21 protein-coding genes are annotated in these 24,520 nt (G+C 74.4%); 9 read left to right on the top strand and 12 right to left on the bottom strand.

What is annotated here, in order from left to right:
- Nucleotides 1-6 precede the first annotated feature (6 nt).
- From AB0E05_RS15400 to AB0E05_RS15380, 5 genes are all read right to left on the bottom strand, one after another.
- Nucleotides 7-1,302 carry a cytochrome P450 gene (locus AB0E05_RS15400; protein ID WP_361963362.1) on the bottom strand — a complete coding sequence of 432 codons (1,296 nt, stop codon included), beginning with the start codon at nucleotides 1,300-1,302 and terminating at the stop codon, nucleotides 7-9.
- Nucleotides 1,299-1,874, bottom strand: a complete 576-nt coding sequence (locus AB0E05_RS15395; RefSeq protein ID WP_361963482.1) for an ATP/GTP-binding protein — start codon at nucleotides 1,872-1,874, stop codon at nucleotides 1,299-1,301. Before AB0E05_RS15395 ends, AB0E05_RS15400 begins: the two co-directional genes overlap by 4 nt.
- 64 nt (nucleotides 1,875-1,938) lie before the next feature.
- Nucleotides 1,939-2,307, bottom strand: a complete 369-nt coding sequence (locus AB0E05_RS15390) for a DUF742 domain-containing protein (RefSeq protein ID WP_361963360.1) — start codon at nucleotides 2,305-2,307, stop codon at nucleotides 1,939-1,941.
- Nucleotides 2,304-2,729 carry a roadblock/LC7 domain-containing protein gene (locus AB0E05_RS15385; protein ID WP_361963358.1) on the bottom strand — a complete coding sequence of 142 codons (426 nt, stop codon included), beginning with the start codon at nucleotides 2,727-2,729 and terminating at the stop codon, nucleotides 2,304-2,306. The genes AB0E05_RS15390 and AB0E05_RS15385 overlap by 4 nt, the downstream gene beginning before the upstream one ends.
- 135 nt (nucleotides 2,730-2,864) lie before the next feature.
- Nucleotides 2,865-4,595 (bottom strand): ATP-binding protein, encoded by a 1,731-nt coding sequence (locus AB0E05_RS15380; RefSeq protein WP_361963356.1) that lies wholly within the window; start codon nucleotides 4,593-4,595, stop codon nucleotides 2,865-2,867.
- Between the two features lie 423 nt (nucleotides 4,596-5,018).
- Here AB0E05_RS15380 and AB0E05_RS15375 point away from each other — a divergent pair, with 423 nt between their 5' ends.
- Nucleotides 5,019-5,771, top strand: coding sequence for an acyltransferase (locus tag AB0E05_RS15375; RefSeq protein ID WP_361963354.1), 753 nt, complete (start codon nucleotides 5,019-5,021; stop codon nucleotides 5,769-5,771).
- Nucleotides 5,772-5,810: 39 nt separating this feature from the next.
- Here AB0E05_RS15375 and AB0E05_RS15370 read toward each other — a convergent pair whose 3' ends face one another.
- Nucleotides 5,811-6,677, bottom strand: a complete 867-nt coding sequence (locus AB0E05_RS15370; RefSeq protein ID WP_361963352.1) for an EamA family transporter — start codon at nucleotides 6,675-6,677, stop codon at nucleotides 5,811-5,813.
- Nucleotides 6,678-6,771: 94 nt separating this feature from the next.
- Here AB0E05_RS15370 and AB0E05_RS15365 point away from each other — a divergent pair, with 94 nt between their 5' ends.
- Together AB0E05_RS15365 and AB0E05_RS15360 are read left to right on the top strand one after the other, a co-directional pair.
- Nucleotides 6,772-7,344: an XRE family transcriptional regulator gene (locus AB0E05_RS15365; RefSeq protein ID WP_361963350.1), complete on the top strand. Its 573-nt coding sequence runs from the start codon at nucleotides 6,772-6,774 to the stop codon at nucleotides 7,342-7,344.
- Between the two features lie 118 nt (nucleotides 7,345-7,462).
- Complete coding sequence (locus AB0E05_RS15360) at nucleotides 7,463-8,017, top strand: YbaK/EbsC family protein (protein WP_361963348.1); 555 nt, start codon at nucleotides 7,463-7,465, stop codon at nucleotides 8,015-8,017.
- A 65-nt stretch (nucleotides 8,018-8,082) separates the two neighbouring features.
- On the opposite strand, the gene AB0E05_RS15355 is transcribed toward AB0E05_RS15360, so the two are convergent.
- The gene (locus AB0E05_RS15355; RefSeq protein ID WP_361963346.1) at nucleotides 8,083-8,490 is read right to left on the bottom strand and encodes a CoA-binding protein; all 408 of its coding nucleotides are present in this window, start codon (nucleotides 8,488-8,490) and stop codon (nucleotides 8,083-8,085) included.
- 76 nt (nucleotides 8,491-8,566) lie between these two features.
- Here AB0E05_RS15355 and AB0E05_RS15350 point away from each other — a divergent pair, with 76 nt between their 5' ends.
- The 4 genes from AB0E05_RS15350 (at nucleotide 8,567) to AB0E05_RS15335 (ending at nucleotide 14,410) form a co-directional block, all read left to right on the top strand.
- Complete coding sequence (locus tag AB0E05_RS15350; RefSeq protein WP_361963344.1) at nucleotides 8,567-9,193, top strand: YigZ family protein; 627 nt, start codon at nucleotides 8,567-8,569, stop codon at nucleotides 9,191-9,193.
- Between the two features lie 78 nt (nucleotides 9,194-9,271).
- Nucleotides 9,272-10,432, top strand: a complete 1,161-nt coding sequence (locus tag AB0E05_RS15345) for an exonuclease SbcCD subunit D (RefSeq protein ID WP_361963342.1) — start codon at nucleotides 9,272-9,274, stop codon at nucleotides 10,430-10,432.
- Nucleotides 10,429-13,482 carry an SMC family ATPase gene (locus AB0E05_RS15340; RefSeq protein WP_361963340.1) on the top strand — a complete coding sequence of 1,018 codons (3,054 nt, stop codon included), beginning with the start codon at nucleotides 10,429-10,431 and terminating at the stop codon, nucleotides 13,480-13,482. Before AB0E05_RS15345 ends, AB0E05_RS15340 begins: the two co-directional genes overlap by 4 nt.
- A 76-nt stretch (nucleotides 13,483-13,558) precedes the next feature.
- Entirely contained in the window at nucleotides 13,559-14,410 is an 852-nt protein-coding gene (locus AB0E05_RS15335) for an SDR family oxidoreductase (RefSeq protein WP_361963338.1), read from the top strand.
- A 159-nt stretch (nucleotides 14,411-14,569) separates the two neighbouring features.
- Here AB0E05_RS15335 and AB0E05_RS15330 read toward each other — a convergent pair whose 3' ends face one another.
- The 5 genes from AB0E05_RS15330 to AB0E05_RS15310 form a co-directional block, all read right to left on the bottom strand.
- Nucleotides 14,570-16,252 carry a DUF885 domain-containing protein gene (locus AB0E05_RS15330; protein ID WP_361963336.1) on the bottom strand — a complete coding sequence of 561 codons (1,683 nt, stop codon included), beginning with the start codon at nucleotides 16,250-16,252 and terminating at the stop codon, nucleotides 14,570-14,572.
- A gap of 488 nt (nucleotides 16,253-16,740) precedes the next feature.
- Nucleotides 16,741-18,222, bottom strand: a complete 1,482-nt coding sequence (locus tag AB0E05_RS15325) for a GNAT family N-acetyltransferase (protein ID WP_361963334.1) — start codon at nucleotides 18,220-18,222, stop codon at nucleotides 16,741-16,743.
- 195 nt (nucleotides 18,223-18,417) lie between these two features.
- Nucleotides 18,418-18,906, bottom strand: a complete 489-nt coding sequence (locus tag AB0E05_RS15320; RefSeq protein ID WP_361963332.1) for a hypothetical protein — start codon at nucleotides 18,904-18,906, stop codon at nucleotides 18,418-18,420.
- A 114-nt stretch (nucleotides 18,907-19,020) separates the two neighbouring features.
- Entirely contained in the window at nucleotides 19,021-20,634 is a 1,614-nt protein-coding gene (locus AB0E05_RS15315; protein ID WP_361963330.1) for an alkaline phosphatase D family protein, read from the bottom strand.
- Nucleotides 20,635-20,817: 183 nt separating this feature from the next.
- A complete protein-coding gene (locus tag AB0E05_RS15310) occupies nucleotides 20,818-22,245 on the bottom strand; it encodes a PLP-dependent aminotransferase family protein (protein ID WP_361963328.1) in 1,428 nt (475 codons plus the stop codon).
- Nucleotides 22,246-22,292: 47 nt separating this feature from the next.
- On the opposite strand from AB0E05_RS15310, the gene AB0E05_RS15305 reads away from it, so the two are divergent.
- On the top strand, nucleotides 22,293-23,336 hold the full coding sequence (locus AB0E05_RS15305; protein WP_361963326.1) for a DMT family transporter: 1,044 nt from the start codon (nucleotides 22,293-22,295) through the stop codon (nucleotides 23,334-23,336).
- Between the two features lie 89 nt (nucleotides 23,337-23,425).
- Entirely contained in the window at nucleotides 23,426-24,352 is a 927-nt protein-coding gene (sigJ, locus tag AB0E05_RS15300) for an RNA polymerase sigma factor SigJ (protein WP_361963324.1), read from the top strand.
- Nucleotides 24,353-24,520 lie beyond the last annotated feature (168 nt).

Below are 24,520 nucleotides of genomic sequence, written 5' to 3'. Positions count from 1 at the left end.
GGGGCGTCAGCGCACCACCGGGGTGAACCGCACCGGCAGCGACGTCAGCCCCCGCATCCAGATCGACGGACGCCACGTCAGCTCCGTCGGCTCCACCGCCAACACCGTGTCCGGCAGCCGCTCCAGCAGCGTCTCCACCGACGTCCGGGCGATCACGTCCGCGAGGAGCGGCGCCGGATACGGGCAGCGGTGCTCCCCGTTGCTGAAGGACATGTGCGCGGAGTTCTCCGCCCCGACGTGCCCTTCGGGCCAGATCTGCGGATCGGTGTTCGCGGCGGCGAGCCCCAGCACCACACAGTCCCCCGCCCGGATCTGCCGACCGCCGAGCCGGGTGTCGCGCACCGCCCAGCGGCCGATGAAGTTCTGCGTAGGGGTGTCCAGCCACAGCACCTCGTTCAGCGCCTGTCCGACGCTGAGCCGGCCGCCGGAGACGTTCAGGGCGAACCGGTCGTCGGTCAGCAGCAGCCGCAGGGCGTTGCCGATCCAGTTCGCCGTCGGCTGCTGGGCCGCCGCGATCACACTGATCAGGTCCTGGACCAGTTCGTCGTCGGTGAGCCCGGCGGGGTGCGCCACCATCCGGGAGACCACGTCCGGCGCGGGCACCGCCCGCTTCTCCTCGACCAGCCGGTGCAGACGCTCCCCGACCCTCGCGTACGCGGCCACCGGGTCGTCGCCCTCGTGCGCGTCCAGCGAGATCCGCAGGTCCTGCACCAGGTCCTCGGTGTCGGCGCCGTCCATCGGCATGCCGCACATCAGCAGGGCGGCCCGCATCGGCAGGGCGTGCGCGTACAGGGACATCAACTCGGCGCGTCCACCGCCCGCGAAGGCGTCGATCAGCCGGTGCGCGATCCGCCGACAGCCCTCGGAGAGCTCGAACTGGTCGACGGCCTCCAGTGCCTCGGTGATGACCCCGGCGCGCCGCTGGTGCTCCGCCCCTTCGGCGAACAGCACGGACGGCTGGTACCCGACGTACGGCAGCAGGGGCCAGTCGGCGGGGATCGACGCCCACTGGTTCCAACGCCGGGAGTCACGGGCGAACAACTCGTCATGGCTCGTCACACGGGCCACTTCGGCATACCCCAGCACCAGCCAGGCGGGCACGTCGCCGTCGAGGAGGACCGGTGCCACGGCCCCGTGCTCGCTGCGCAGCGCCCGGTAGAGCTGCGACGGCGTCTGCTGGTAACCCAGCCCGCTGAGCGCGACGCGCGCCGGACAGCCCGGCGGCGCACCGCCGTCAACGGGCGGGGCGGTGGGGAACTCGGGGGTCGGGGTGTGGTCCCGGGGCCCGGCGAGGTCGGTCATGGAGTCGTCTCCCGGGCCGTGGCCAGTTCGTGGAGGTGGTTGACGAGGCTGATCAGGACGTGCTTGCCGGAGGCGCGGACCCGGGCGTCGCAGTCGACCATGGGCACGTGCGGGCCGAGCGACAACGCCTGGCGTATCTCCTTGAGGGTGAAGGCCGCCGGGTCGTTGTCGAAGCGGTTGACCGCGACGACGAACGGGGTGCCGTGGTTCTCCAGCCGGTCGATCGCGTACCAGGAGTCGCTCATCCGACGGGTGTCCACCAGGACGACCGCGCCGAGCGTGCCGGCGAAGAGGCGGTCCCACAGGAACCAGAACCGTTCCTGCCCGGGTGCGCCGAAGAGGTACAGCACCATCCGCTCGTTCAGGCTGATCCGGCCGAAGTCGAAGGCCACCGTCGTGGTGGACTTCGTCATGGGCCCGGCCGTCTCGTCGACGCCGACGCCCGCCTGCGTCATCACCTCTTCGGTGTTCAGCGGCCGGATCTCGCTCACGGAGCGCACCAGGGTGGTCTTGCCGACCCCGAAGCCGCCCACGATCACGATCTTGAGGCCGGTGTCGGTCGTGTCGGTCAGGGGCGTGCGGCCGGGGAGTTCGGCCGCTGCGGCGGTGCCGGCGGCCCCCGGGCCGGTGGTCGCGTCAAAGGTTGCGGAGTCCAACGAGCACCTCCTCCAGGAGGGCCGAGTCCGGCAGCCCGGCGAGCGGGCCGGTCGTCCTCGGCCGTCGTGCGGTGATGCGCCCCGTCGCCAGCAGGTCCCCGAGCAGGATCCGGACCACCGTCACCGGCAGCCGCAGCTCCGCCGAGATCTCCACCACGGAGATCGGATGCCGGGACAGCGTGAGGATCCGGGCGTGCTCGGACTGCATGCCCGGCGTCGGTTCGCACTCGCTGACGATCAGCGTCACCAGGTCGAAGGTGGTCGCGTGGTCGTCGTAGCCGCGGCTGCGGCCACCGGTGACGGTGTACAGGCGGTCCGGCTCCCCCAGGTCGACGGGGCGGCGGATCATGAGGGGGAGCTCTCCCGGGCGGCCCGGACGCGCGGTTCGGCGCGCAGGTGCTCCCCTATCTGGTCGACGAGTTCCGTCATGTGGTGGCCGACGGCGCCGGGGTCGGCGCCGTCCTCGGCGACCACGGCGAGGTGGGCCCCCTCACCGGCTTCGACGATGAAGAGGAGCCCGCCGTGGAACTCGGTCATCGAGTGCCGCACGCCGCCGGAGCCGTCCCCGAACTCCACGGACGCGCCCTGCGCCAGGGCCTGGATGCCCGAGCAGATCGCGGCGAGTTGGTCGGCCTGGTCGAGGGTGAGGTGCGGGCTCCAGCACAGCTTCAGCCCGTCGCGGGAGAGCACCAGGGCGTGCCGGGTGCCCGGGACTCGTTCGAGGAGGCCCTCCAGGAGCCAGGTCAGGCTGGTGTCGGTGGTCTGCTGCATGGTCGGGGTGGGGCGGTGCTCCCGGTGGTCGTCCGGGGGACCGGCCCGTTCCTCCTGTCCGTCGTCGGGGGTGGGTCGGGGGAGTCGCGGTGCGGGCGGCGGGCGGCGGGCGTCGTTGCGGACCCGGGGCCCGGCTCACGGCGCTCCGGAAGCGCCCGGGGCCGGGCCGGGGCGTCGGCGCGCCTGGTGGAACGCGCTGAACCGGGCGCCCACGTCGCGCACGGGTCGACCGTGCAGGGCCGTGCCGTCGGCAGCCGTCGCCGTACCGCCCGACGCGGCGTCCGGCACGGAGTCGTACTCGGGCCGGCGGCGGTCGGCGGCAGCCATGGTGCGTCCACGGGGGCGTACGGGCAGGCCGTTCGGGGTCGCCAGGGGCGAGCCCTGGAGGGGCAACAGCGGCGAGACGGGCGGCGGCGCGACGTCGAAGGAGGGCACGGCCTCGGGCCGTCGGAGCGGATCGAGCCCCGTCGGTGCGGGGGCGGCGAGCACCTCGTGCGCGTACGCGTCAGCGACGGTCGGGGCGGGCGCCGGGACCTCCCGGGAGCCGTCGGCGAACGCGTCCTCCGGGTCGGCGCCGACCTGCTCCTGGTGCAGCAGCTGCGGCGGGAAGAGGACGACCACCCCCGTGCCCCCGCGGGACGACGGCCGATAGGTGACGGTCAGGTGGTACTTGACCGCGAGCAGGCCCACCACGACGAGCCCGATCCGAGTGCTGCGCAGGTAAGCGAGGTCGGTGGCGCGGCCGGACACCGCCTCCTCCGCCCGGCGCATCGCGGCCTCCGACATCTTCAGCCCGCTGTCCTCGATGGTGACCACGAGCCCCGCGGTGCGCTCCTCCACGTACACGTGGACCTCGTCGATGGGCGGCGAGAAGTTCGCCGCGTTGTCCATCAGCTCGGCCAGGAGGTGCATCACGGCTTCGGCGGCGTACCCGACGACCTTGGCGTTGCCGGAGACGTGCAGTCGCACGCGCCGGTACGCCGCGATCCGGCCGACCGCACCGCGCAGGATGCTCTCCGTACGGATCGGACGGTTCCACGTCCGGCTGGTGCGACCGCCCATCAGCAGCGACAGCCGGTCGGCCAACAGCCCCAGCTGGGAGGTGTTGTGGTCGAGCCGCAGCAGGTCGCCGAAGACCTCGCCGCCGTGACGATCCTGCAACTCCCGCAGATCGGCGAGCATGCTCACCGCCTTGGCCTGCACCTGGCTGAGGGTCTTGGTGCCGGCGCCCATGACGGCGGCCGCCCGGCGCTCGCTCACCGCGAACTCGCGCACGACGGCGTCCAGGACGACCCGGAGGCGGTCGTCCTCGGGCGGCTCCAGTGCGGCGAGCGCGGTGTCGGCGGAGGCGCCCGAGCGCAGTCGGGCGACCGCGTCGGGCAGCGTGACCGTCATCAGCCGGTCCAACTCGTCGGTGGCGCGGGTCAGCCGTCGCACCGCGGCGACGCTGTCGGCCGTGGCGGTCCTGGCCACCCGCTCGCTGGTGTCCACCTCCACGGCGTACAGCCGCAGCAGGCCCCGCAGCCGTGCGTGGGCGGGCGCCGGCACCCCGGCGAGCACGTCGTCGGCGCGCTCGCCGTCCCGTAGCCTCCGCGTGACCAGGGGCAGGGTGACGTCCAGGAGTTGGGCGAGGTCGGCGTCGGCGCGCACCGCCCGGGCGCGCAGCGACGCGGCGTCCACGCGCGCCGTGGCCTCCGCGCCGCGGAGCCTGCGGGCGTGCACGGCGCCGACGACGACCGCGGTGGTGAACCACGCCCAGGCGACGACGACCGTGACCGCGACGAAGGTGCGGGCGGCGGCCGGGGCCGCGGCGATGGCCGCGCCGGCCGCGGCGGCGGCCACCGCGATCGAGGCCGGCGCGGCCATCGCCGAGGACGGTGGTGACGTGCGTATCCGGTGTGTTTTCCGGGCGACTGGCACGGACATTCGGTCCCTCGCTGCTGGAGTCTGGAGTCCGGGGGCGATCCGGGGCGTGGCCGGGACGTGCGGGGCGTGTCTGACGGGACGTGCGGTCCGGCCGGGGCGCCGACGGCCGAACACCTGGGAGGAAGCCCGAAGTTGACGGTGATCTTCCGCAAGTAGGTGGCGCTCATGCTAGCCACGGGGTGTCGGGGGCGTGCCCGGACGGCGCGGACGCCCACAGAACGGAGGACTTCGCGCCGAAGTCGCCCTACGGACGGCGCGATCGTGATAAATGGGCCCCTCGGCAGGAGGGTCTCCCGGCGCGTGGGGCGAACATCACAGGGTGCGGGTCTGAACGCCCCGGCCCGGGCCGACTACCGTGGCCGGGTGCCCAAGAACAGAAACACGTTCTCGTTCCCGTCGCCTTCCGCCTGGTGGCGGGGGGCGGTGACCCGCGGGCTGCACCGCGCCTGGGGGTGGGCGAGGGACGCCGGCGCCGTCACGGCCGACCGCCCCGGCCGGCTGCGCTTTCGGGCCTTCGGGCCCGGCACCCGGCTGGCGTTCCCCCAGGGCACCGTGTTCGGGGAGCGGTGGATCGAGTTGGGCGCCCACTGCATCATCGCCGAGCAGGTCACCCTCACCGCCGGCATGATGCCCGGGCTCGACCTGGGTCCCGACCCGATCCTGACCCTGGGCGACGGCGTGGTGCTGGGCCGGGGCAGCCACGTCATCGCGGACACCCGGGTGACGATCGGCAAGGACACCTTCTGCGGGCCGTACGTCTACATCACCTCGACCAATCACAGTTACGACGACCCCCACCAGCCGGTGGGCCGGCAGTGGCCGCGCACCGCGCCCGTGGAGATCGGCCCCGGCTGCTGGCTCGGCACCGGCGCCGTCGTCCTGCCGGGCGCGCGCCTGGGGCGCAACGTCGTCGTCGCGGCCGGCGCGGTGGTCCGCGGCGAGGTCCCGGACCACTCGGTGGTCGCGGGGGCGCCGGCCCGGGTCGTGCGGAGCTGGGACCCGGTGCGCGGCTGGGAGCCCCCGTTGCGCACCCCGGCTCCCGTGCCGATACCGGAGGGGATCACCCCGGAGCAACTGCTGGCCCTCGCCGTCGCGGAGCGCCGGACGCAGGGGTGAACGCCGCCGTCGCCGCCGTCGCGGGGTCGGCCCGTCGGCTCAGCCGGTGGCCAGCAGGACCGCGCCGGCCAGTGCGAGGCCCGCGCCCGTCGCCTGGATCCCGCGCAGTCGTTCCCGGAGCAGGACCAGCGCCGCGGCCACGGTGACCACGGGGTACAGGTGAGACAGGACGGCGGCGACCGTGACGGGCCCGGTCTGGGCGGCCAGCGAGTACGTGCCGTTGGAGGCGACGTCCGCGAGGCCGACGAACGCGAGCAGCGGCAGCGAGGTCCACAGCACGCGGAACCCGCCCTCCTCGGGCAGGGCGGGCGAGCCGCGCCGCACCGTCGCGTACAGCGCCGCACCGCCGACGGCGACGTTCGTCAGGCGCTGGACGAAGAGCGCGAGGAAGAGCCCCGACAGGGTCGACGACGCCTCGGCGATCAACGTCATGACCGTCCCGAAGCCGAACGCCGCACCCAGTGTCAGCAGCAGCGCCCGACGACGCACGGGCGCGCCGCGCAGTTCCGGACCGCCGGCGAGGACGATGCCGGACACCGCCACGGCCACGCCGGCGACCTGGAGCAGCCCCGGGCGCTCGCCCATCAGCAGTCCCGCGCCGAAGGGCACGGCCACGCCCAGCGAGCCGAGCGGGGACACCACGCCCATCGGGCCGAGGGCCAGCGCCTGGTAGAAGCAGAGCAGGGCCACCGGGCCGATGACGCCCGCCGCCACCGCGTACCAGAGCTGCGGGCCGCTCTCCCGCCAGGCGCCGACCGCGACGACGATCGCGCCGAGGACGACGACCGCGATGGACTGCGAGGCCACGACGACGGTGAGCGCCGGGGCCCGTCGCGTCAGCAGGCCGCCGCCGAAGTCCGCGAGCCCCATCAGGAGTGCGGTGGTCAGGGCGAACAGTGCGACCATGGAGGAACCTCGCAGTACAGTGCGCTGGACGTGGTGGTACAGCACACCGTAGTGCAAGATTCTGCACCTTCGGATTCAATTTATTGGATGGAATGTGTCTGACCTCGATCAGCTCACCCAAGCGCTCGCCCGGAACCTCAAGCGATGGCGCAGCGAGCGGGGGTTCACCCTCGACGCCCTCGCCGCCCGCTCCGGGGTCAGCCGGGGCATGGTCATCCAGATCGAACAGGCCAGGACGAACCCCAGCGTCGGCACCACGGTGAAGCTCGCCGACGCCCTCGGCATCAGCATCGCCACCCTCCTCGACCACGAGCAGGGACCACAGGTCCGGATCGTCCCCGCGGACCGGGGGGTGCGGATGTGGACGACCCCCGACGGCAGCTCCAGCACCCTGCTGATCGGCGTCGAGAAGCGCGGCCCGCTGGAGCTGTGGAAGTGGCGGCTGATGCCCGGCGACGGCAGCTCCTCCGATGCGCACCCCAGCGGCACGATCGAACTGGTCCACGTCACCGAGGGGGTCCTCACGCTCGTCGTGGACGGCGTGGAGCACGCCGTGCCCGCGGGGGCGTCCGCGACCTTCGAGTCCCACGTCCCGCACGCCTACCGCAACGACGGCGACGAGCCCATGGTCATGACGATGGCGGTCTCCGTCCCGCCCGTTCCCTGAGCCCGGCCGCCCCGGTGCCCACCTGCACCCAACTCCCCTGCTCCGCCGCGGATCACGCCGTCCGCCCACGGAACGAACGCCTTGGCCGCGAGGTCACGGGCGCTGTTAGCGTGCGGGCATGCGCGCACCCATCGGCTCCTTCGACAACGCCCGCCCCGCCCCCGACTGCCTGGACCAGCTCGTCCCCCCGGTCGCCGACGCCGTACGGAGCTGGACCGGCGACATCCCCGCGGACCAGCTGATCTACGTCGACACCGACCCCGGGATCGCCGACACCGCCGACTTCGTGGCGCACCACGGCGAGGAACTGCTGCGGCAGTCCGCGAACTGCGTCCTGGTGGCGGGTAAGCGCGCCGGCGAGTCCACGATCGCGGCCTGCGTCGTGCTCTCCCACACCCGGGCGGACGTCAACGGAGTCGTCCGCAAGCACCTGGGCGCGCGCAAGGCGTCCTTCGCCTCCCGGGAGACCGCGACGGAGGAGACGGGGATGGAGTACGGCGGGATCACCCCCGTCGGACTGCCCGCGACCTGGCCGGTCCTGGTGGACTCCGCCGTCGTCGACACCCCCTGGGTGCTCATCGGCAGCGGACGCCGGCGCGGCAAGCTGATCGTCCCGGGCAAGGCCTTCGCCGTACTGCCGGGCGCGGTCGTCCTGGAGGGCCTGGGAGCCTGACGCCGCGGGCCCGCGCGCAAACACCCCGGGCCCGCGCCGTCGTCCAACGGCGCCGCTGTGCGCCCTCAGCCCAGCCGCGGGATCTCTATCGCGGGGCAGCGGTCCATCACCATGTCCAGACCGGCGGCCCGGGTGCGCTCGTACGCCGCCTCGTCGACCACGCCGAGCTGGAACCACACCGCCTTCGCCCCCTTGGCCACCGCCTCGTCCGCGACGGCGCCCGCGAACTCCGCATTGACGAACACGTCGACCACGTCCACGTCGAAGGGGATGTCGGCCAGACTCGCGTAACCCTGCTCGCCGTGGACCGTCTCCGCCTTGGGATGGACCGGGACGATCCGCTTGCCGAAGCGCTGGAGGACGCGCGCGACCCCGTACGCCGCCCGCGACTCGTTGTTGGACAGGCCGACCACCGCCCAGGTGGGGCCCGTCGAGGTCAGGATCCTGCGGATCGTCTCGTCGTCTGCGTACATACCTGCGACAACGGGCCACCCGTGCGGAGCATTCCCCTCCGCACCGCCCCGAACGGGTGAAGCATAGGGTGGGCGGATGCAGGAGCAGTACCGGACGGTGGCCCGCGAGGGCGTCCACGAGACCGAGATCAACCGATCGCGCTTCATCTGCGCGCTCGCCCCCGCCGCGACCGAGGAGGAAGCGCAGGCGTTCGTCGCCCGCATCCGCCGCGAGCACGCGACGGCCACCCACAACTGCTTCGCGTACGTGATCGGCGCCGACGCCTCCGTACAGAAGGCGAGCGACGACGGGGAGCCCGGCGGCACCGCCGGGGTGCCGATGCTCCAGATGCTGCTGCGCCGCGACGTCCGCTACGCCGTCGCCGTCGTCACCCGCTACTACGGCGGCGTCAAGCTCGGCGCCGGCGGACTGATCCGGGCGTACGGGGGAGTGGTCGGCGAAGCCCTCGACGCCATCGGCACCCGCACCCGGCGCCGCTTCCGGCTCGCCGTCGTCACCGTCGACCACCAGCGGGCCGGGAAGCTGGAGAACGACCTGCGCGCCACCGGCCGCGCCGTCCGGGACGTCCGCTACGCGGAGCAGGTCACCATCGAGATCGGGCTGCCGGACGCCGACACCGACGCCTTCCGCGCCTGGCTCGCGGACGTCACCGCCGGAACCGCGGTGCTGGAGCTCGGCGGTGAGGCGTATGGCGACGCCTGAGGCCCGCAAGGCCCCCGGGGCCGCCGGAATCCCGGAAGCCACCCGGGCTGTCACACCCCGCCGTTACGCTCGGGGATCATGAGATTCCTGCACACGTCGGACTGGCACCTGGGGCGCTCCCTGCACCGGGTGAGCATGCTCGACGCCCAGGCCGCGTTCCTCGACCACCTGGTGGCGACGGCCCGCGCGCGCGAGGTGGACGCGGTCCTGGTGGCAGGCGACGTGTACGACCGGGCGGTGCCGCCGCTGGCCGCCGTCGAGCTCTTCGACCGCGCGCTGCACCGACTCGCCGACGCCGGCGTGCCCACCGTGATGATCTCCGGCAACCACGACTCCGCGCGCCGCCTCGGCGTGGGCGCCGGCCTCATCGAGCGCGCCGGGATCCACCTGCGCACCGATCCTGCCGGCTGCGCCACCCCCGTCGTGCTCTCCGACGCCCACGGGGACGTGGCCTGCTACGGCCTGCCGTATTTGGAACCGGTGCTGGTGAAGGACGAGTTCCAGGTCGACAAGGCCCGCCACGAGGCCGTGCTCGCCGCGGCCATGGAACAGGTGCGGGCCGATCTCGCCGCCCGCCCGCCCGGCACCCGCTCCGTCGTCCTCGCCCACGCCTTCGTCGTCGGCGGCAAGGCCAGCGACAGCGAGCGGGACATCACCGTCGGCGGGGTGGCCGCGGTGCCCGCCGGCACCTTCCACGGCGTCGACTACGTCGCCCTCGGCCATCTCCACGGCTGCCAGACCATCACCGAGCGCGTGCGGTACTCGGGCTCCCCCCTCGCGTACTCCTTCTCCGAGGCCACCCACCGCAAGACGACGTGGCTGGTCGAGATCGACGCGGCGGGCTCCGTGGCGGCCGAGCGGATCGACTGCCCCGTGCCCCGTCCGCTCGCCCGGCTCACCGGCCGCCTCGAACAACTACTGGAGGACCCCGCCCACGAGCGGCACGAGGACGCCTTCGTCGAAGCCACCCTGACCGACCCGGTCCGCCCCGCCGAGCCCATGGCCCGGCTCGCCGCCCGCTTCCCGCACGTCCTCAGCATCGTCTTCGCACCCGAGCGCGGCCCGGAGGCGTCGGGGGTGTCCTACGCGCAGCGGATGCGGGGCCGAGGCGACCTGGAGATCGCGGAGGACTTCGTCACCCACGTGCGCGGCGGCGCCGGCCCCGACGAGGACGAACGGACCGTGCTGCGCGCCGCGTTCGACGAGGTGCGGATCGCCGGGGCGGAGGCCGCGGGATGAGGCTGCACCGACTCGCCGTCACCGCCTTCGGCCCCTTCGCCGCCCGCCAGGAGATGGACTTCGACGCGCTCACCGCCGACGGCCTCTTCCTGCTGCACGGAGCGACCGGCGCGGGCAAGACCTCCGTCCTGGACGCGGTGTGCTTCGCGCTGTATGGCACCGTGCCCGGTGCCCGGCAGGGCCCCGGCGCCTCGCTGCGCAGCGACCACGCACCCGCGGACCTGTCCACCGAAGTCCTCCTCGACCTGACCGTCGGCGGGCGCCGGCTGGAGATCCGCCGCAGCCCCGCCCAGCCGCGCCCGAAGAAGAAGGGCCAGGGGTTCACCACCGAGCGCGCCCAGAGCCGGCTGCGCGAGTACGTGCCCGCCACCGGCGAGTGGAAGGCGCTCAGCAGCTCCCACGAGGAGATCGGCGAGGAGGTCACCCAACTGCTGGGCGGCATGAGCCGCGAGCAGTTCTGCCAGGTCGTCCTCCTGCCCCAGGGGGACTTCGCCCGCTTCCTGCGATCCGACGCCGAAGCCCGGGGCAGGCTCCTGGGCCGCCTCTTCGACACCCGCCGCTTCGCCGCCGTGGAAGAGCGCCTCGCGGAGCGGCGCCGTGCCGCGGAAGCCCGGGTGCGCACCGGAGACGAGCGGCTCCTCGCGGCGCTGCACAAGATGGAGCAGGCCGCGGCCGGCGTGGCCGACGACTGGCCCGTACCGACCCAGGCGCCCGGGGACCCGGGGCTCGCCGAAGCCGTCCTCGCCTGGGCGGCCGTCGCCCGCGCGGGCGCGCAGGAGCGGCACGCCGTCGCGGACAGCGCCCTGGCCGCGGCGGAGGCGCGCGAGCGGTCCGCCCGTACCGCCCTCGAAGCCGCCCGCGAGCAGGACCGGCTCCAACAGCGGTACGAGGACGCGCGGCGCCGCGACGAAGCCCTGACGGCGGGCCGGGCGGACCACGACGCCGCGGTGGCCCGGATGGAGCTGGCCCGCCGCGCGGAGCGGGTCGCCCCCGCCCTCACCCTCCGGGACGACGCCGCACGCGACCACCGCACCGCCCAGCAGGCGCTGGACGGCGTCCGGGCCGCCCTGCCGCCCGAGCTGACCGAAGCGGGCGCCGAGCAGTTGGCCGACGAGGAGCGCCGAATCCGCCGCGACCTCGGCGGTCTTGAGGCCGCGCGTCGGGCCGAGCAACGCGCCGAGGAGATCGTCCGACAGCGCGCCGCACTCGACCGCGCGGCCCGCGCCGACGACGGCGTCCTCCAAGACGCCCAGGAGTGGCTCGCCGGCTGGCAGGCGCTGCGCGCGGCGCACCAGGAGAGGGTGGCCCTGGCCCAGGAAGCCGCCACGCGCGCGGAGCAGCTGGCCGGCCGGCTCGACCCCGCCCGCCGACGGCTGCGCGCGGCCCGGGAGCGGGACCGCCTCACCGCCCGGGTGGCCGACGCCGAGCAGGAGCTGCGCGCCGCCCACGACACGGCCCTCAGCGCCAAGGACGGCTGGCTCGACCTCAAGGAACGCCGCCTGGCGCACATCGCCGCCGAACTCGCCGCGCACCTGGTGCCGGGCGCCCCCTGCGCCGTCTGCGGCTCGCCGGACCACCCCGCCCCGGCCCCGACCTCCGCCGACCAGGTCACGCCCGCCGACGAGGAAGCGGCGTACCGCACCCACACCCGCGCCCAGGAAGCCGCCGGCGACGCCGGGCGCGCCCTCGCCGTGCTGCACGAGGCCCGCGCGGCGGCACGCCGTCAGGCCCGGGCCGACGACGCCCCGGGCCCGCCCGGCGAGCCCGATGCGTACGACACCCCCGAGACCGAACTGGCCGCGCTCGTCGCCGAGTTGGAACGCGACCACCGCGCCGCGCACGACAGCGCCACCGGCACCCACGCGGCCCGCGAAGCGCTGGACCGCATCGAGCGGGAGCACGCGGAGCGCACCGTGGCCCGCCAGCAGATCGAGCAGCGCCAGGCCGCCCGTACGGCCGAGCGGGAAGCGCTCGACCGGGAGCAGTCCGCGCTCACCGACGAGGTGGAGCGGGCCCGCGGCGGGGCGCGCAGCGTCGCCGAGCGCGCCGCGCAGTGGGAGCGCCGCGTGCTGCTCCTCGCCGAGGCCGCCGAGGCCGTACGGACCTGTGACGCCACCGCCCGACGGCTGAAGGACACCGACGGACAAGCGGCCGACACCGCCTACCGGGCCGGCTTCGACACCCCGGGCGCCGCCGCCGGAGCCCTGCTCGACGACGCGGCCCACCGCGCGTTGCAGCGCCGCGTCGACGCCTGGCGCACCGAAGCCGCGGCGGTCGCCGACCGCCTCGCCGAGCCGGCGGCCCGGGCCGCCGCCGAACTGCCCCCGGCCGACCCGGCAGCCGCTGCTGCCATCCTCGCGGTCGCCGAGCGCGCCCTGCGGGACGCCGCGACCGCGTGCGCCGCCGCACAGGAACGCCGTGGGGAACTGGCCGCGCTGTCCCGGCAGGCCCTCGCCGAGCACCGGGCCCTCGGCCCGCTGCGCGCGGAGTACGACCGGGTGGCCGGGCTCGCCGCCCTCACCGCGGGCACCTCCGCCGCGAACGAGCGCCGGATGCGCCTGGAGTCGTACGTGCTCGCCGCCCGGCTGGAGCAGGTCGCGGCAGCCGCCACGGCCCGCCTCCAGCGGATGTCGGCCGGCCGCTACACCCTCACCCACTCCGACGCCCGCGCCGGCAGCAAGCGGGCCGGGCTCGGCCTGCGGGTCGTCGACGCCTGGACCGGCAGCGCGCGCGACACGGCGACGCTCTCCGGCGGCGAGGCGTTCTTCGCCTCCCTCGCCCTCGCCCTCGGCCTCGCCGACGTCGTCACCGACGAGGCCGGCGGCGTCCGGCTGGACACCCTCTTCATCGACGAGGGCTTCGGCAGCCTGGACGAACAGACCCTGGACGAGGTGCTGGACGTGCTGGACTCGCTGCGGGAGCGGGACCGCAGCGTCGGCATCGTCAGCCACGTCCCGGACCTGCGCCGCCGCATCCCCACCCAGTTGGAGGTGGTCAAGGAGCGGTCCGGCTCCGCGGTCCACCTGAGGCTCGGCGGAGCCGGCGACTGACCCGGTCCGGCAGCCGGAGCCCGGCCCCGGGAAAACCACGTGACACGGGCCGGTGGAGCGCTCAGGATGGGGCACCGTGCCCAAACTTCCCCATCCCGAACCCCGGTCCCTACGGCGAGACCTCCTTCCCCTGCGCGGGCGCACCGCGCTGGTGACCGGGGCGAGCAGACGAGGCGGCATCGGGTACGCGGTGGCCCGCCGGCTCGCCGCGTACGGCGCGAGCGTCTATCTGCACCACCACATGTCCCACGACGCGCAGAAGCCGTGGGGCGCGGAGCCGGGCGGCATCGACGCGGTCGTCGAGGGGGTGCGCGCCGCGCTCGCGGACCCCGAAGCCGTGGTCGTGCACGGCCCCGCCGACCTGGCGGACCCGGCGGCGCCCGCGGCCCTGGTGGAGAGGGCCGCCGACGAACTCGGTGGCCGGCTCGACGTCCTGGTCGCCAATCACGCGCTGAGCGGCTTCGACGGCACGCTCGACGAGATCGACGTGCGCCACCTCGACGCCCACTGGGCCGTCGACGTCCGCTCCGTGGTGCTGATGGTCAAGGAGTTCGCCGCCCTGCGCGCCGCGCTGCCCGCGGGCACCCCCGGCGGGCGGGTGGTGACGATGACCTCCGGCCAGGACATCGCCGGCGGCATGCCGTGGGAGTTGGCGTACGGGCTGGGGAAGGGGGCGCTCGCGTCCGTCACCCGCTCCCTGGCGTCGCAGCTCGCCGAGGTCGGCGTGACCATCAACACCGTCAACCCGGGACCGGTGGACACGGACTACATGGACGGCGACGACTACCGGGCCATCGCCGACCGCTTCCCCAGCGGGCGCTGGGGCATGCCGGACGACCCGGCCCGGCTGATCGCCTGGCTGGCCACGGACGAGGCGGAGTGGATCACCGGCGAGGTGATCAACTCGGAGGGCGGCTTCAGGCGCTGAGCCGGCACGGGCCCGCCGGGTCGAGCGGCGACGGGCCGCGACTTCGGCGTCGAGTCGTACGGGTCGAGGCTCGTGCGGTGGAGCCGTGACGGGTGGCGGTGACCGCTGGCGGCCCGCCACCCGTCGCCCGGCCCGCTCGTCATCGCGGGCCGGCGCCCCTCACAGCCGGGAGAGTTCGTCGACGAGGTCGTCCAGGCCCAGCGATCCCTGGGAGAGCGCCGCCATGTGCCACGCCTTCGCGTCGAAGGCGTCGCCGTGCGCCCGACGGGCGTTCTCCCGCCCCAGCAGCCAAGCCCGCTCGCCCAGCTTGTAGCCGATGGCCTGGGCGGGCATGGACAGATAGCGCGTCAGCTCGCTCTCCACGAAGTCCCCGGGCCGCCCGCTGTGGGCCCCGAAGAACTCCTGTGCGAGTTCCGGCGTCCAGCGCTCGCCCGGGTGGAACGGCGCGTCGGCGGGGATCTCCAGCTCCAGGTGCATCCCGATGTCGATGATGACCCGACAGGCCCGCATCATCTGGGCGTCGAGGTAGCCGAGGCGGAGTTCGGGGTCCGAGAGGAAGCCCAGCTCGTCCATCAGCCGCTCCGCGTACAGCGCCCAGCCCTCGCAGTTGGCGCTGACGTTGCCGACCGACGCCTGGTAGCGGGAGAGCGAGTCGGCGACGTGCACCCACTGCGCGAGCTGGAGGTGGTGGCCCGGCACGCCCTCGTGGTACCAGGTCGACACCAGGTCGTACACCGGGAACCGGGTGGCGCCCATCGTCGGCAGCCAGGTCTGCCCGGGGCGGGAGAAGTCCTCGGACGGGCTGGTGTAGTACGGGGCGGCGGCGCTGCCGGGGGGCGCGATGCGGGACTCCACCTTCCGCACGTCGTCCGCGAGTTCGAAGTGGGTGCCGTCGAGGGCTTCGATCGCCTCGTCCATCACGCTCTGGAGCCAGGTGCGGACCTCGTCCACGCCCTCGATGTGGCGGCCGTGCTCGTCGAGGTGGGCCAGCGCCTCCCAGGGGCCCGCGCCCGGCAGGATCTTCTCCGCCTCGGTCCGCATCTCGGCGAGCAGCCGGTGGTACTCGGACCAGCCGTACGCGTACGCCTCGTCGAGGTCGAGGTCGGTGCCGTTGAAGTAGCGCGACCAGCGGGCGTAGCGCTCCCGGCCCACGGTGTCCGGGGCGTCGGCCACGGCCGGGGCGTAGGTGTCGCGCAGCCAGTCCCGCAGCACGACCAGCGCGTCCGTCGCGACGCTGGCGGCGGCGGACAGCTCGGCGCGCAGGGACTCGGGCCCGGGCGCGACGAAGGCGCCGAACCAGCTGCGGTCCGCCCCGATCCACTCGGTGAGCTGGCCGATGCAGGTGCGGGTGGCCCGCGGGCCGCCGAAGAGCTTGCGCTCCAGACCCAGTTCCAGGGAGGCGCGGTAGCCGTCGAGGGCGGCGGGCACGGCGTGCAGCCGCTCGACGACCTGCTTCCAGTCCTCCTCGGTCTCGGTCGGGGTCACCGTGAACACGTCGCGCACCGAGTGCAGCGGCGAGTGCAGGTTGCTGACCGTGCGCAGCCCCTCCTCGGCCTCGTGCACCGCGAGTTCGGCGGTCAGTCGCTCCCGCAGCAGCCTGCCGCACCGTCGCTCCGCGTCGCTGTCGGCCCCGGGCAGCTCCTCGGCCTCGTCCAACCGCGCGAGGGTGCGCCGGGCGAGCTCGGCGCGCTCCTGCTGACCCGCGGGCGAGTGGTCGGGAAGACGGCTTGAGCTCTCCTTGACTCCGAGATAGGTACCGGTGATCGGGTCGAGGGCGACGAGTGCGTCGACGTAGGCGTCGGCGACCTGACGGGGCAGCAGGCTGCTGGGGGTTACTGACATGCACACATCCTCTATGAGTGGGGCGTCCGCGTCACCATCGTGAGGGAGTCGCAGCCGGGGCGACGGTCGCCCGTTGGCTGGTCATCGACCGGACGAACCGGCCGTGCGCCGCCCCCGCGGGGCGGAACGGCACCGCACGCGGGTCGAACGCGGGACCGGGGCGCACCCCGTCCGGGACCCCGGAGACACGACGCGGGCGCCGTGTCATCACTCGATCGAGCCATACGCCGGAGGTGTCGAAGGCTGCCGGGCCGACGGCAGGGCCGACCACCGCTCTTCGGCCGTGCCGTCGGGTGCCGGATCTTGGCCGTTGAACCGGTGGCCGGCGCGTCGCCCTTGCCGGGGTCCGGCCCGGCGTGCTCCGCGACGGTGCGGAGCCGCGAGCCGCACCCGGGGAGGATCTTTGGCGCGATATCGACGTTGCCGCGGCCGGATGAGGCGCGCGTGAGCATGCCCTGTGCGGGGCACGGCCCCGGGATGCGGCTCCGTCAGCGCTCGGCCTGCTCGTACCGCGGCTGCGGGTCCGGCGCCACGGCGTCCAGGGCCGCGCTGATCACCAGGGTGCCGTCCTCCACCTGGTAGTCCAGGGGGAGTCCGAGGTTGCGCATGGCGGCGACCATGCCGGTGTTGGACGACTGGGTCACGGCGTACACCTGGGCGCAGCCGGCCTCGTGGGCGAGGGCGACCAGGCGCGTCAGCAGTTCGCCGCCGATGCCCCGGCGCTGCCAGGCGTCCTCCACCAGCAGGGCGATCTCCGTCTCGTCCCCGTCCCACAGCAGGTGGCCGAGGGCGACCAGCCGGCCGGAGGCGGTCTCGACGGCGAGGGTGCGGCCGTGCCGGGGGCTCAGCAGGTGGTCGAGGTAGCGGTGGGCGTCGCCGACCGGCCCGTGGTAGCGCATCCGCAAGGTCCGTTCCGAGCAGCGGTCCTGCATGGCGCGGGCGGCGGCCAGATCGTCCTGGTCGGCCCGGCGCACCACGATCCGTCCGCCCTCCGGGAGGGTGAGGACGTCCTTCGCGCCCGGCACCCGCGGGCCGATCCGGGCGTCCAGCTCCACCAGGGCGCGGGCCCGGGCGAACTCGGTGGGGGTGAAGGGCAGTTGGGGCCGCTCGACGACGATCGCGCCGCCGCGGGGGTCCCGCAGCCGCAGCACCGTGTGGTCCAGGACGCCCTCCTCGGGCGGCAGTGAGCCGGTCGGGCGTCCGGCGAGGGAGACGGCGGGCAGCGAGCGGATGGTGCACCGCCCCAGCAACTGACGCAGCGCGAGCGGGAGCTCGGCCGCGTCCAGCGCCGTACGGGTGGCGAGGCCGATCACCTTGGTGGTGACGTCGACGAGGTCGTGGGCGTCGGCGCGCTCGACCCAGGTGTGCTGTCCGCCGGCCCGGGCCACCTCCCGCTTGAGCTGCTCCGCAGGCAGGGCGGCGGGGGCGCGGAGCAGGAACTCGTCCACGGTGCCGTCGGCGAGCGGGTGCGTCTGGAGGGAGAGGATGTCCACGGAGAGGACGGCGAGGGCGGCGCACAGGGCGGCGAGGCTGCCCGGGGCGTCGCGCACGGTGGTGCGCATCCGCCACAGGGCGGTCTCTTCGGGCGCCCGGTCGTCGGCGCCGCTCGGACGGTCGACGACGCTCGCTCCGGTGCCGGTGCCGGTGCCGGTGTCGGCGTCCGTGACGATGTCGGCTTCGCTGTCCGTGACGGTGGAAGCGTCCGTGGCATCGGCGGTGTGGTGGCGGGTCAGCGAGGCGTCGTGGCGGTACCGGCGCAGCCGCCGGGCCCACCAGGTGTGGAAGACCGCGGTGGCGACGAGGGCCAGGGCCGCGGCGACGAGGAGGGCCGGGCCGTCCGGGGTGTGCCCGACCAGGTGGGCGACCACGTCGGCGACCACCACCGCCGTGAACACCGCGGCCAACTCGACGAGGTCCCGCCGCCAGTGGTGGTGCCGGCGGCCACTCTTCGCGGGGGTCGCATCAGTCATGTCCACCACTGTGGCCGTGGTGTGTTGCGTGATCACGAACGATGTGTGACTGATGGGTAAAGCGTGCATTTGCGGTCCTATGGGTGATGTGAGGCGGTGAGGGGCCACGTCATCACCCATGATCCAACAGTGCCGCGACCCTCCGGAGCGCAATCGCGTGATCGACCGCAGCGCTGACGGACCTCTTACGCCGCCTTACGCCTCGATGGTCACCCGGTCCGGAAGCAGCTCGGCGTCGAGGTGGACCGCCGGCCAGTAGCCGTCGAGCAGATACGGGGCGTCCGCGGCGTGCTCGGTGGGGCGGGCCTCGAAGTGCACGGCGAACTGCGCGGCCCCCGTGACCGTGAGGGTGGTGGGGACCATGACCCGGTGGAACCTCGCCCGCTCCTCCTCCGTCTCCTCGCCCTGCGCACCCCACTCCCACAGGAACGCGGCGGCGCGCTCGCGGACGGCGGCGAAGTCGGCGAGCACCAGGCGCACCCGGGGGAGCAGCGCGGCCACCGCCTCAGGCGTCAGACGCTCGGCGGAGCCCACCTCGTCCACCATCACCAGGAGATCGTGCCCGCCGGCGCGGACGGTCACGTCCCCGGCCGCAGCGAGCCGGTCCAGAGCCGTGACGTCATCCGGAGCCGGCGGGCCGCCCGGGGCGGGGAAGCCGGCCTCGGGGCGCGATGCGTCGGACATGCGGGGCTCCTTCAGCGACGGGCCGTGGCGTTCGCGGCCGGTACCGCGCATTCTGCCCGTACACACTGACAACGCCCCCGGACGGCGGCCACCGCCGCCGCCCGCCCCGTACTGCTACTGCCCCACCCGGCCCGGCTGGAGCACCTTGGTGAACAGCACCGTCCCGCCCTCCGCCCGCAGCCGTACGGTCAGCTCACCGCTCCCGCCGTCGATCTGCACCTCGCCGAAGTACTGCGGCGACTCCATCGGCGAGACGTTCGCCCGCTCCGGAGCCCGGACGAAGACCCGCTCGGGCCCGAAGGTCGCGTCCAGGGCGTTCGCCGGGAAGCCGCCCGCCGCCAGCGGCCCGGAGACGAACTCCCAGAAGGGCGCGAAGTCCTGGAACGCGGCCCGCTCCGGCGCGTAGTGCTGCGCCGAGGTGTAGTGCACGTCTGCGGTCAGCCAGAGGGTGCCGGTGATCCGACGGTGCTTGACGAACCGCAGCAGCTCCGCGATCTGGAGCTCCCGGCCCAGCGGGGCGCCCGGGTCGCCCTGGGCGATCGCCTCGAAGTCCGTCGAGCCGTCCGGGACCACCAGACCGATCGGCATGTCCGCGGCGATCACCTTCCACACGGCGCGCGAACGCACCAGCTCCCGCTTCAGCCACGCCAGCTGCTCGGCGCCCAGGATGCCCTGCTCGTCGTCGGCCTGCCGGCCCGGCGAGTTGGCGTTGCGGTACGAGCGCATGTCGAGGACGAAGACGTCCAGCAGGGGGCCGTGGCGGACGACCCGGTGCATCCGCCCGCCGCGCCCGGTCCCGCGTCCGCCGCCGGCCGGGAGCGTGGAGACGGGGAAGTACTCGGCGAAGGCCCGCATCGCCCGCCGGGCGAGCACGTCGACGTCCTTGACCGCGTACCGCGGGTCGTCGAGGATCTGCCCCGGGTACCAGTTGTTGCGCACCTCGTGGTCGTCCCACTGCGCCACCGTCGGCACCTGCGCGTTGAAGCGCCGCACGTTCTCGTCGAGCAGGTTGTAGCGGAAGTTGCCCCGGAACTCGTCCAGGGACTGCGCCACCCGGGACTTCTCCTCGGTGGTGACGTTCCGCCAGACGCGCCCGTCCGGCAGTCGCACGGTCGGCTCGATCACCCCGTCCGCGTAGATCGTGTCACCGCTGCACAGGAAGAAGTCCGGGTCCAACCGGCGCATCTCCTCGTAGACGCGATAGCCGCCGACGTCCGGGTTGATGCCCCAGCCCTGGCCGGCGATGTCCCCGGACCACAGGAACCGGACGCCCTGCCGACGGCGCTGCGGAGCGGTGCGGAACGTGCCGTACACCGGCTCCCCGACCCGGCGCGGGTCGTCCGGGTCCGCCAGCAGCACCCGGTAGAGGACCTCCTCGCCCGCCGGCAGCCCGCGCAGCGCCGTCGTGCCGGTGTGGTCCGTGCCGGGCCCGAGCAGCGGCCCGTACATCCGGCGCGTCCGCCGGAAGGACTCGGTGGCGGACGTCTCGACGACCATCCGCGCCGGCCGGTCCGAACGGACCCACACCAGCCCGGACGACGTCGTCACGTCCCCGACCTGCACCCCCCACCCCGCCCGGGGCCGCCCCGACCGGGCGAACGCGGGCGCGGCCCCCGCAACGGGCAGGGCCAACGCTGCGGACGCGGCCACCGTGCCGCGCAACAACGCCCGCCGCCCGGTCGACGGGCCGCCTCCGGGACGCGGTCGGTGCTCGGGTGAGGGGGACATCGGAGCCTCCAGAAGGCGACGGAGCGGAAAGTCGGGGGAAATCGAGGGAAAGGGGCCTGCGGCCGGACGCGTGAACCGACCTGCCAGCGGCCCCGCCCCCATGCCTACTGCCCGCCCGAAACGCGAGCGCGAACCCCAGATGAACAACCGCCCGTCCCCGGACGACCCCTGCCCCGGCCCCCCTCAGTCCTCGGCCGCCGCCTGCGCCAGCAGGGCCACGCCGCGGGTGATCTCCGTCGGGGTGAGGTGGGCGTAGCCGAGGACGAGGCGGACGCACGGGTGGTGGACCGGTGTCATTTCGTGTGCGGCGAGGGGGCGTACGGAGACGCCGGCGTGCGCCGCGCGGGCCAGGAAGCGGTCTTCGGGGCCGTACCGCTCGGGAAGGCGGGCGATGACGTGCAGGCCCGCGGAGATGCCGCTGACCTCCGTGCCGGGGAAGTGCTCGGCGAGTGCGTCGACCAGGGCGTCGCGGCGCTCCCGGTACGCCCGTTGGCAGCGGCGCAGATGGCGGTCGTAGTCGCCGCGTTCGACGAAGCGCGCCAGCACCGACTGGTCGAGCGAGGGCTCCCCGAGGTCGATGGTGCGCTTGCGTTCGGCGACCTCGTCGAGCAGGCGCGGGGGGACCAGCAGCCAGCCCATGCGCAGGCCGGGGGCCAGGGACTTGCTGAGCGAGCCGGTGTAGGCGACCCGGTCGGGGTCGAGGCCCTGGAGGGCGCCCACCGGGGCCCGGTCGTAGCGGAAGTCGCCGTCGTAGTCGTCCTCGACGACCAGGCCGTCCACGGACCGCGCCCAGTCGAGGAGTTCGACGCGGCGGCGCGCGGAGTACGCGATGCCGGTGGGGAACTGGTGGGCGGGGGTGACCATCACCGTGGTCACCCCGGAGCGGCGCAGCGGTTCCATCGCCAAGCCCTCGTCGTCCAGCGGCAGGGCGGTCATCCGCAGCCCGGAGGCCATGAACACGGGGCCGTGCACCGGGCTCCCCGGGTCCTCCACGCCGATCGACCGCTCCCCGTGGCCGTGGGCGACCAGCCCGAGCAGGGTCGTCGCCTGCGTCACCCCCGAACACACCACCAGGCAGTCCGGATCCGCCACCACCCCGCGCCGGCGGGTCAACAGCGCGGCGAGCGCGGTCCGCAGCGCCGGCAGACCCCGCGGGTCGGGGTAGCCCAGCGCGCGGTGCGGCATGTCTCCGAGGACGGTCCGGTACGCGGCGATCCACGCCGAACGGGGGAAGAGCGCCAGGTCCGGCCGGCCCGGGCGGAAGCTGACGCGGGCGCCCGACGTGCGTGGCGCGGGGCCCGGGGCCGAGGGCAGCCCGGCGCGTGCTGCCTCGCCGACCCAGGTGCCCGAGCCGCGGTCGCTGCGCAGGTATCCCTCCGCCGTGAGCTGCTCGTACGCCTCCGTGACCAGACCGCGCGACACGCCCAGGTCGGTGGCGAGCGCCCGGCTGGAGGGCAGCCGGGTGCCGGCCGCCAGCCGCCCCGAGCGCACCGCGTCCCGCAGCGCCGCCTGGAGCGCCCGGCCGCGGCGGCGCGCGGGCGCGCCCGCGGCGGGCAGCAGGAGCTCCCAGGCCGGCCCGCCGTCCCCTGAAGTGGTCCCCGATGACGTCATGGAAGTGGACCTTAATAGGGGCCGCGACGATCCCTAACGTCGGACGCATGGACCGCCCGAAGACCAGTGCGACCCCGGCCCGGCCCGGGGCGCCCTCCCGCTCCAACGCGCTGCGGGGCATCCTTTTCGTCACCTTCGCCTACAGCCTCGTGGGCGCTTCGTTCACCGCCAACAGCCTGCTGGGCGACTACCCGTACGCCGGCGGCCAGGCCCTGCGCTACGGCCTCGCCTTCCTCCTGCTGCTGCCTCTGATCGGCGGGCGGGCCGCACTCGTGCCCGTACGCGCCCTCACCTCCCGCCAGTGGGGGCGGATCGCGCTCGTCGCCGGCATCGGCATGGTCGGCTTCAACCTGGCCGTGCTCGCCGCCGAACGCACCGCGGAGCCGGCCGTGCCGGGCGTCTTCGTCGGCTGTGCGCCCGTCATCGTCGCGGTCCTCGTCCCCCTGATGAACGAACGCCGCCCCACCAGCCCGGTGCTGTACGGAGCGCTGCTGGTGGCCGCCGGCGCCTTCACCGTCCAGGGCTGGGGGCGCACCGACGCCATGGGCGTCGTCTGGTCCGTCGCGGCGCTCGTGGGCGAGGTCGGCTTCGCGGTCCTCGCCGTCCCGGTGCTGCGCCCGCTCGGCCCCCGGCTCCTCACCGCCTGCGTGTGCGCCGTCGCGACCGTGGAGTCCGTCCTGATCGGGCTGGTCATCGACGGGGCGGGCCTGGTGCGCATGCCGACCGGCACCGAGGCGCTGGCGCTGCTGTGGCAGGCCGCGGTGGTCACCGTCATCGGCTTCGTGGTCTGGTACATGGGCGTGCAGCGGATCGGTGCCGAGCGCGCGACCCTCTTCACCGGGATGATCCCCGTCGCCGCCGCCCTCACCGCGCCCTGGGTGGGCGCGGGCTCCTTCGGCCCCGCGCAGGCCGCCGGCGGTCTGCTGGTCGCCGCGGGTGCCGCACTCGGCTCGGGGGTCTTCGGCGCCCGAGCGAAAGCCTCCCCGGAGCGGGCGGACGAAGCCTCGACGACCGACGGACCACCGACCGTCGACGCCGCCACGGCTGCCGAGGGGCCCCCGGCCGAAGCGCCCGACGACCACCGCCGCTGACCGACGGGGCGCCCGGTGCGCCCCGTCAACGCGCCCGACGGACGGAACCGCCTGGACATTTCCGCCCCGCGTCGGTTGGGATGACAGTTGTGGCGAGCGACTTCCTGACCGAGACCTTCGAAGCGAACCGTTCCCTGCTCACAGGGGTGGCCTACCGGATGCTGGGCCGGTTCGCCGACGCCGAGGACGTCGTCCAGGACGCTTGGCTGCGCTGGTCCGCCGACGACCGCACCGACGTGCGGGAACCGCGCGCCTACCTCGTACGCGTCGCCACCCGGCTCGCCCTCGACCGGCTGCGCCAACTCTCCTCCCGCCGTGAGACGTACGTGGGGCCCTGGCTGCCCGAGCCGGTCGTCACCGAGGCCGCCCGCGCCGGTGCCCCGGCGGACCCCGCCCCCGCCGCCCCCGACGCCGCCGAACGGGCCGTCCTGACCGACACCGTCTCGTTCGCCGTCCTCGTCGTCCTGGAGTCGCTCTCCCCGGCCGAGCGCGCCGTGTTCGTGCTGCGCGAGGCGTTCGGCTTCCCGTACGAGGAGATCGCCGAGGCGCTGGAGCGGTCCGAGCCGGCCGTGCGCCAACTCGCCAGCCGGGCCCGCAAGCACGTGGCGGAGCGCCGGCCCCGCTACGACACCGACCCCGTCGAGGCCCGGGCCGTGACGGAACGCTTCCTCGCCGCGGCCTCCGGCGGCGACCTCGGCGGACTGCTCTCCCTCCTCGCGCCCGACGCACGGCTCGTCGGCGACAGCGGCGGCAAGTCGAAGGCGCCGCTGCGGATCATCGAGGGCAGGGACAAGGTCGCCCGCTTCCTCGCGGCCGTGGGCACGGAGCAACTGCCGGACATGGACGTGCGGATGGTGGAGGCCAACGGCGCTCCCGCCGTGCTCGTCCTGTCCGCCGGCACGCCCGACCTGGTGCTGCAACTGGGTCTCGTCGAGGGCCGCGTCGCCTGCGTCTACCTGGTCCGCAACCCCGACAAGCTCGGGGGAATGGCGGACTCCGCCGCCCGCAGATCCTAGGGGCCCACCCACACCCGCGCCGCCGACCGCCGGCGGTTTCGGCCGCACGCCGATCGGGCTGTCCGGAAACCTCCGCACGGTGTTGTTCATCTCTTTCACCGAGGTGCTAACAGCTCGTGAACGCTCAGCGGATACGGTCGACTTCAGAGCGTGACCGGAGCAGGATTG

It is taken from the genome of Streptomyces sp. NPDC048057 (assembly GCF_040653095.1).
Taxonomy (GTDB): Bacteria; Actinomycetota; Actinomycetes; order Streptomycetales; family Streptomycetaceae; genus Streptomyces.
The sequence above is the reverse complement of the archived record's forward strand: the minus strand, read 5'-3'. Positions and strand labels throughout refer to the sequence as shown.

Coding starts and splice junctions, on each gene's coding strand:
- AB0E05_RS15400 (WP_361963362.1), bottom strand. CDS start 1,302: ATGACCGACCTCGCCGGGCCCCGGGACCACACCCCGACCCCCGAGTTC.
- AB0E05_RS15390 (WP_361963360.1), bottom strand. CDS start 2,307: ATGATCCGCCGCCCCGTCGACCTGGGGGAGCCGGACCGCCTGTACACC.
- AB0E05_RS15385 (WP_361963358.1), bottom strand. CDS start 2,729: ATGCAGCAGACCACCGACACCAGCCTGACCTGGCTCCTGGAGGGCCTC.
- AB0E05_RS15380 (WP_361963356.1), bottom strand. CDS start 4,595: ATGGCCGCGCCGGCCTCGATCGCGGTGGCCGCCGCCGCGGCCGGCGCG.
- AB0E05_RS15370 (WP_361963352.1), bottom strand. CDS start 6,677: ATGGTCGCACTGTTCGCCCTGACCACCGCACTCCTGATGGGGCTCGCG.
- AB0E05_RS15360 (WP_361963348.1), top strand. CDS start 7,463: ATGCGCGCACCCATCGGCTCCTTCGACAACGCCCGCCCCGCCCCCGAC.
- AB0E05_RS15355 (WP_361963346.1), bottom strand. CDS start 8,490: ATGTACGCAGACGACGAGACGATCCGCAGGATCCTGACCTCGACGGGC.
- AB0E05_RS15350 (WP_361963344.1), top strand. CDS start 8,567: ATGCAGGAGCAGTACCGGACGGTGGCCCGCGAGGGCGTCCACGAGACC.
- AB0E05_RS15345 (WP_361963342.1), top strand. CDS start 9,272: ATGAGATTCCTGCACACGTCGGACTGGCACCTGGGGCGCTCCCTGCAC.
- AB0E05_RS15340 (WP_361963340.1), top strand. CDS start 10,429: ATGAGGCTGCACCGACTCGCCGTCACCGCCTTCGGCCCCTTCGCCGCC.
- AB0E05_RS15330 (WP_361963336.1), bottom strand. CDS start 16,252: ATGTCAGTAACCCCCAGCAGCCTGCTGCCCCGTCAGGTCGCCGACGCC.
- AB0E05_RS15325 (WP_361963334.1), bottom strand. CDS start 18,222: ATGACTGATGCGACCCCCGCGAAGAGTGGCCGCCGGCACCACCACTGG.
- AB0E05_RS15320 (WP_361963332.1), bottom strand. CDS start 18,906: ATGTCCGACGCATCGCGCCCCGAGGCCGGCTTCCCCGCCCCGGGCGGC.
- AB0E05_RS15315 (WP_361963330.1), bottom strand. CDS start 20,634: ATGTCCCCCTCACCCGAGCACCGACCGCGTCCCGGAGGCGGCCCGTCG.
- AB0E05_RS15310 (WP_361963328.1), bottom strand. CDS start 22,245: ATGACGTCATCGGGGACCACTTCAGGGGACGGCGGGCCGGCCTGGGAG.
- AB0E05_RS15305 (WP_361963326.1), top strand. CDS start 22,293: ATGGACCGCCCGAAGACCAGTGCGACCCCGGCCCGGCCCGGGGCGCCC.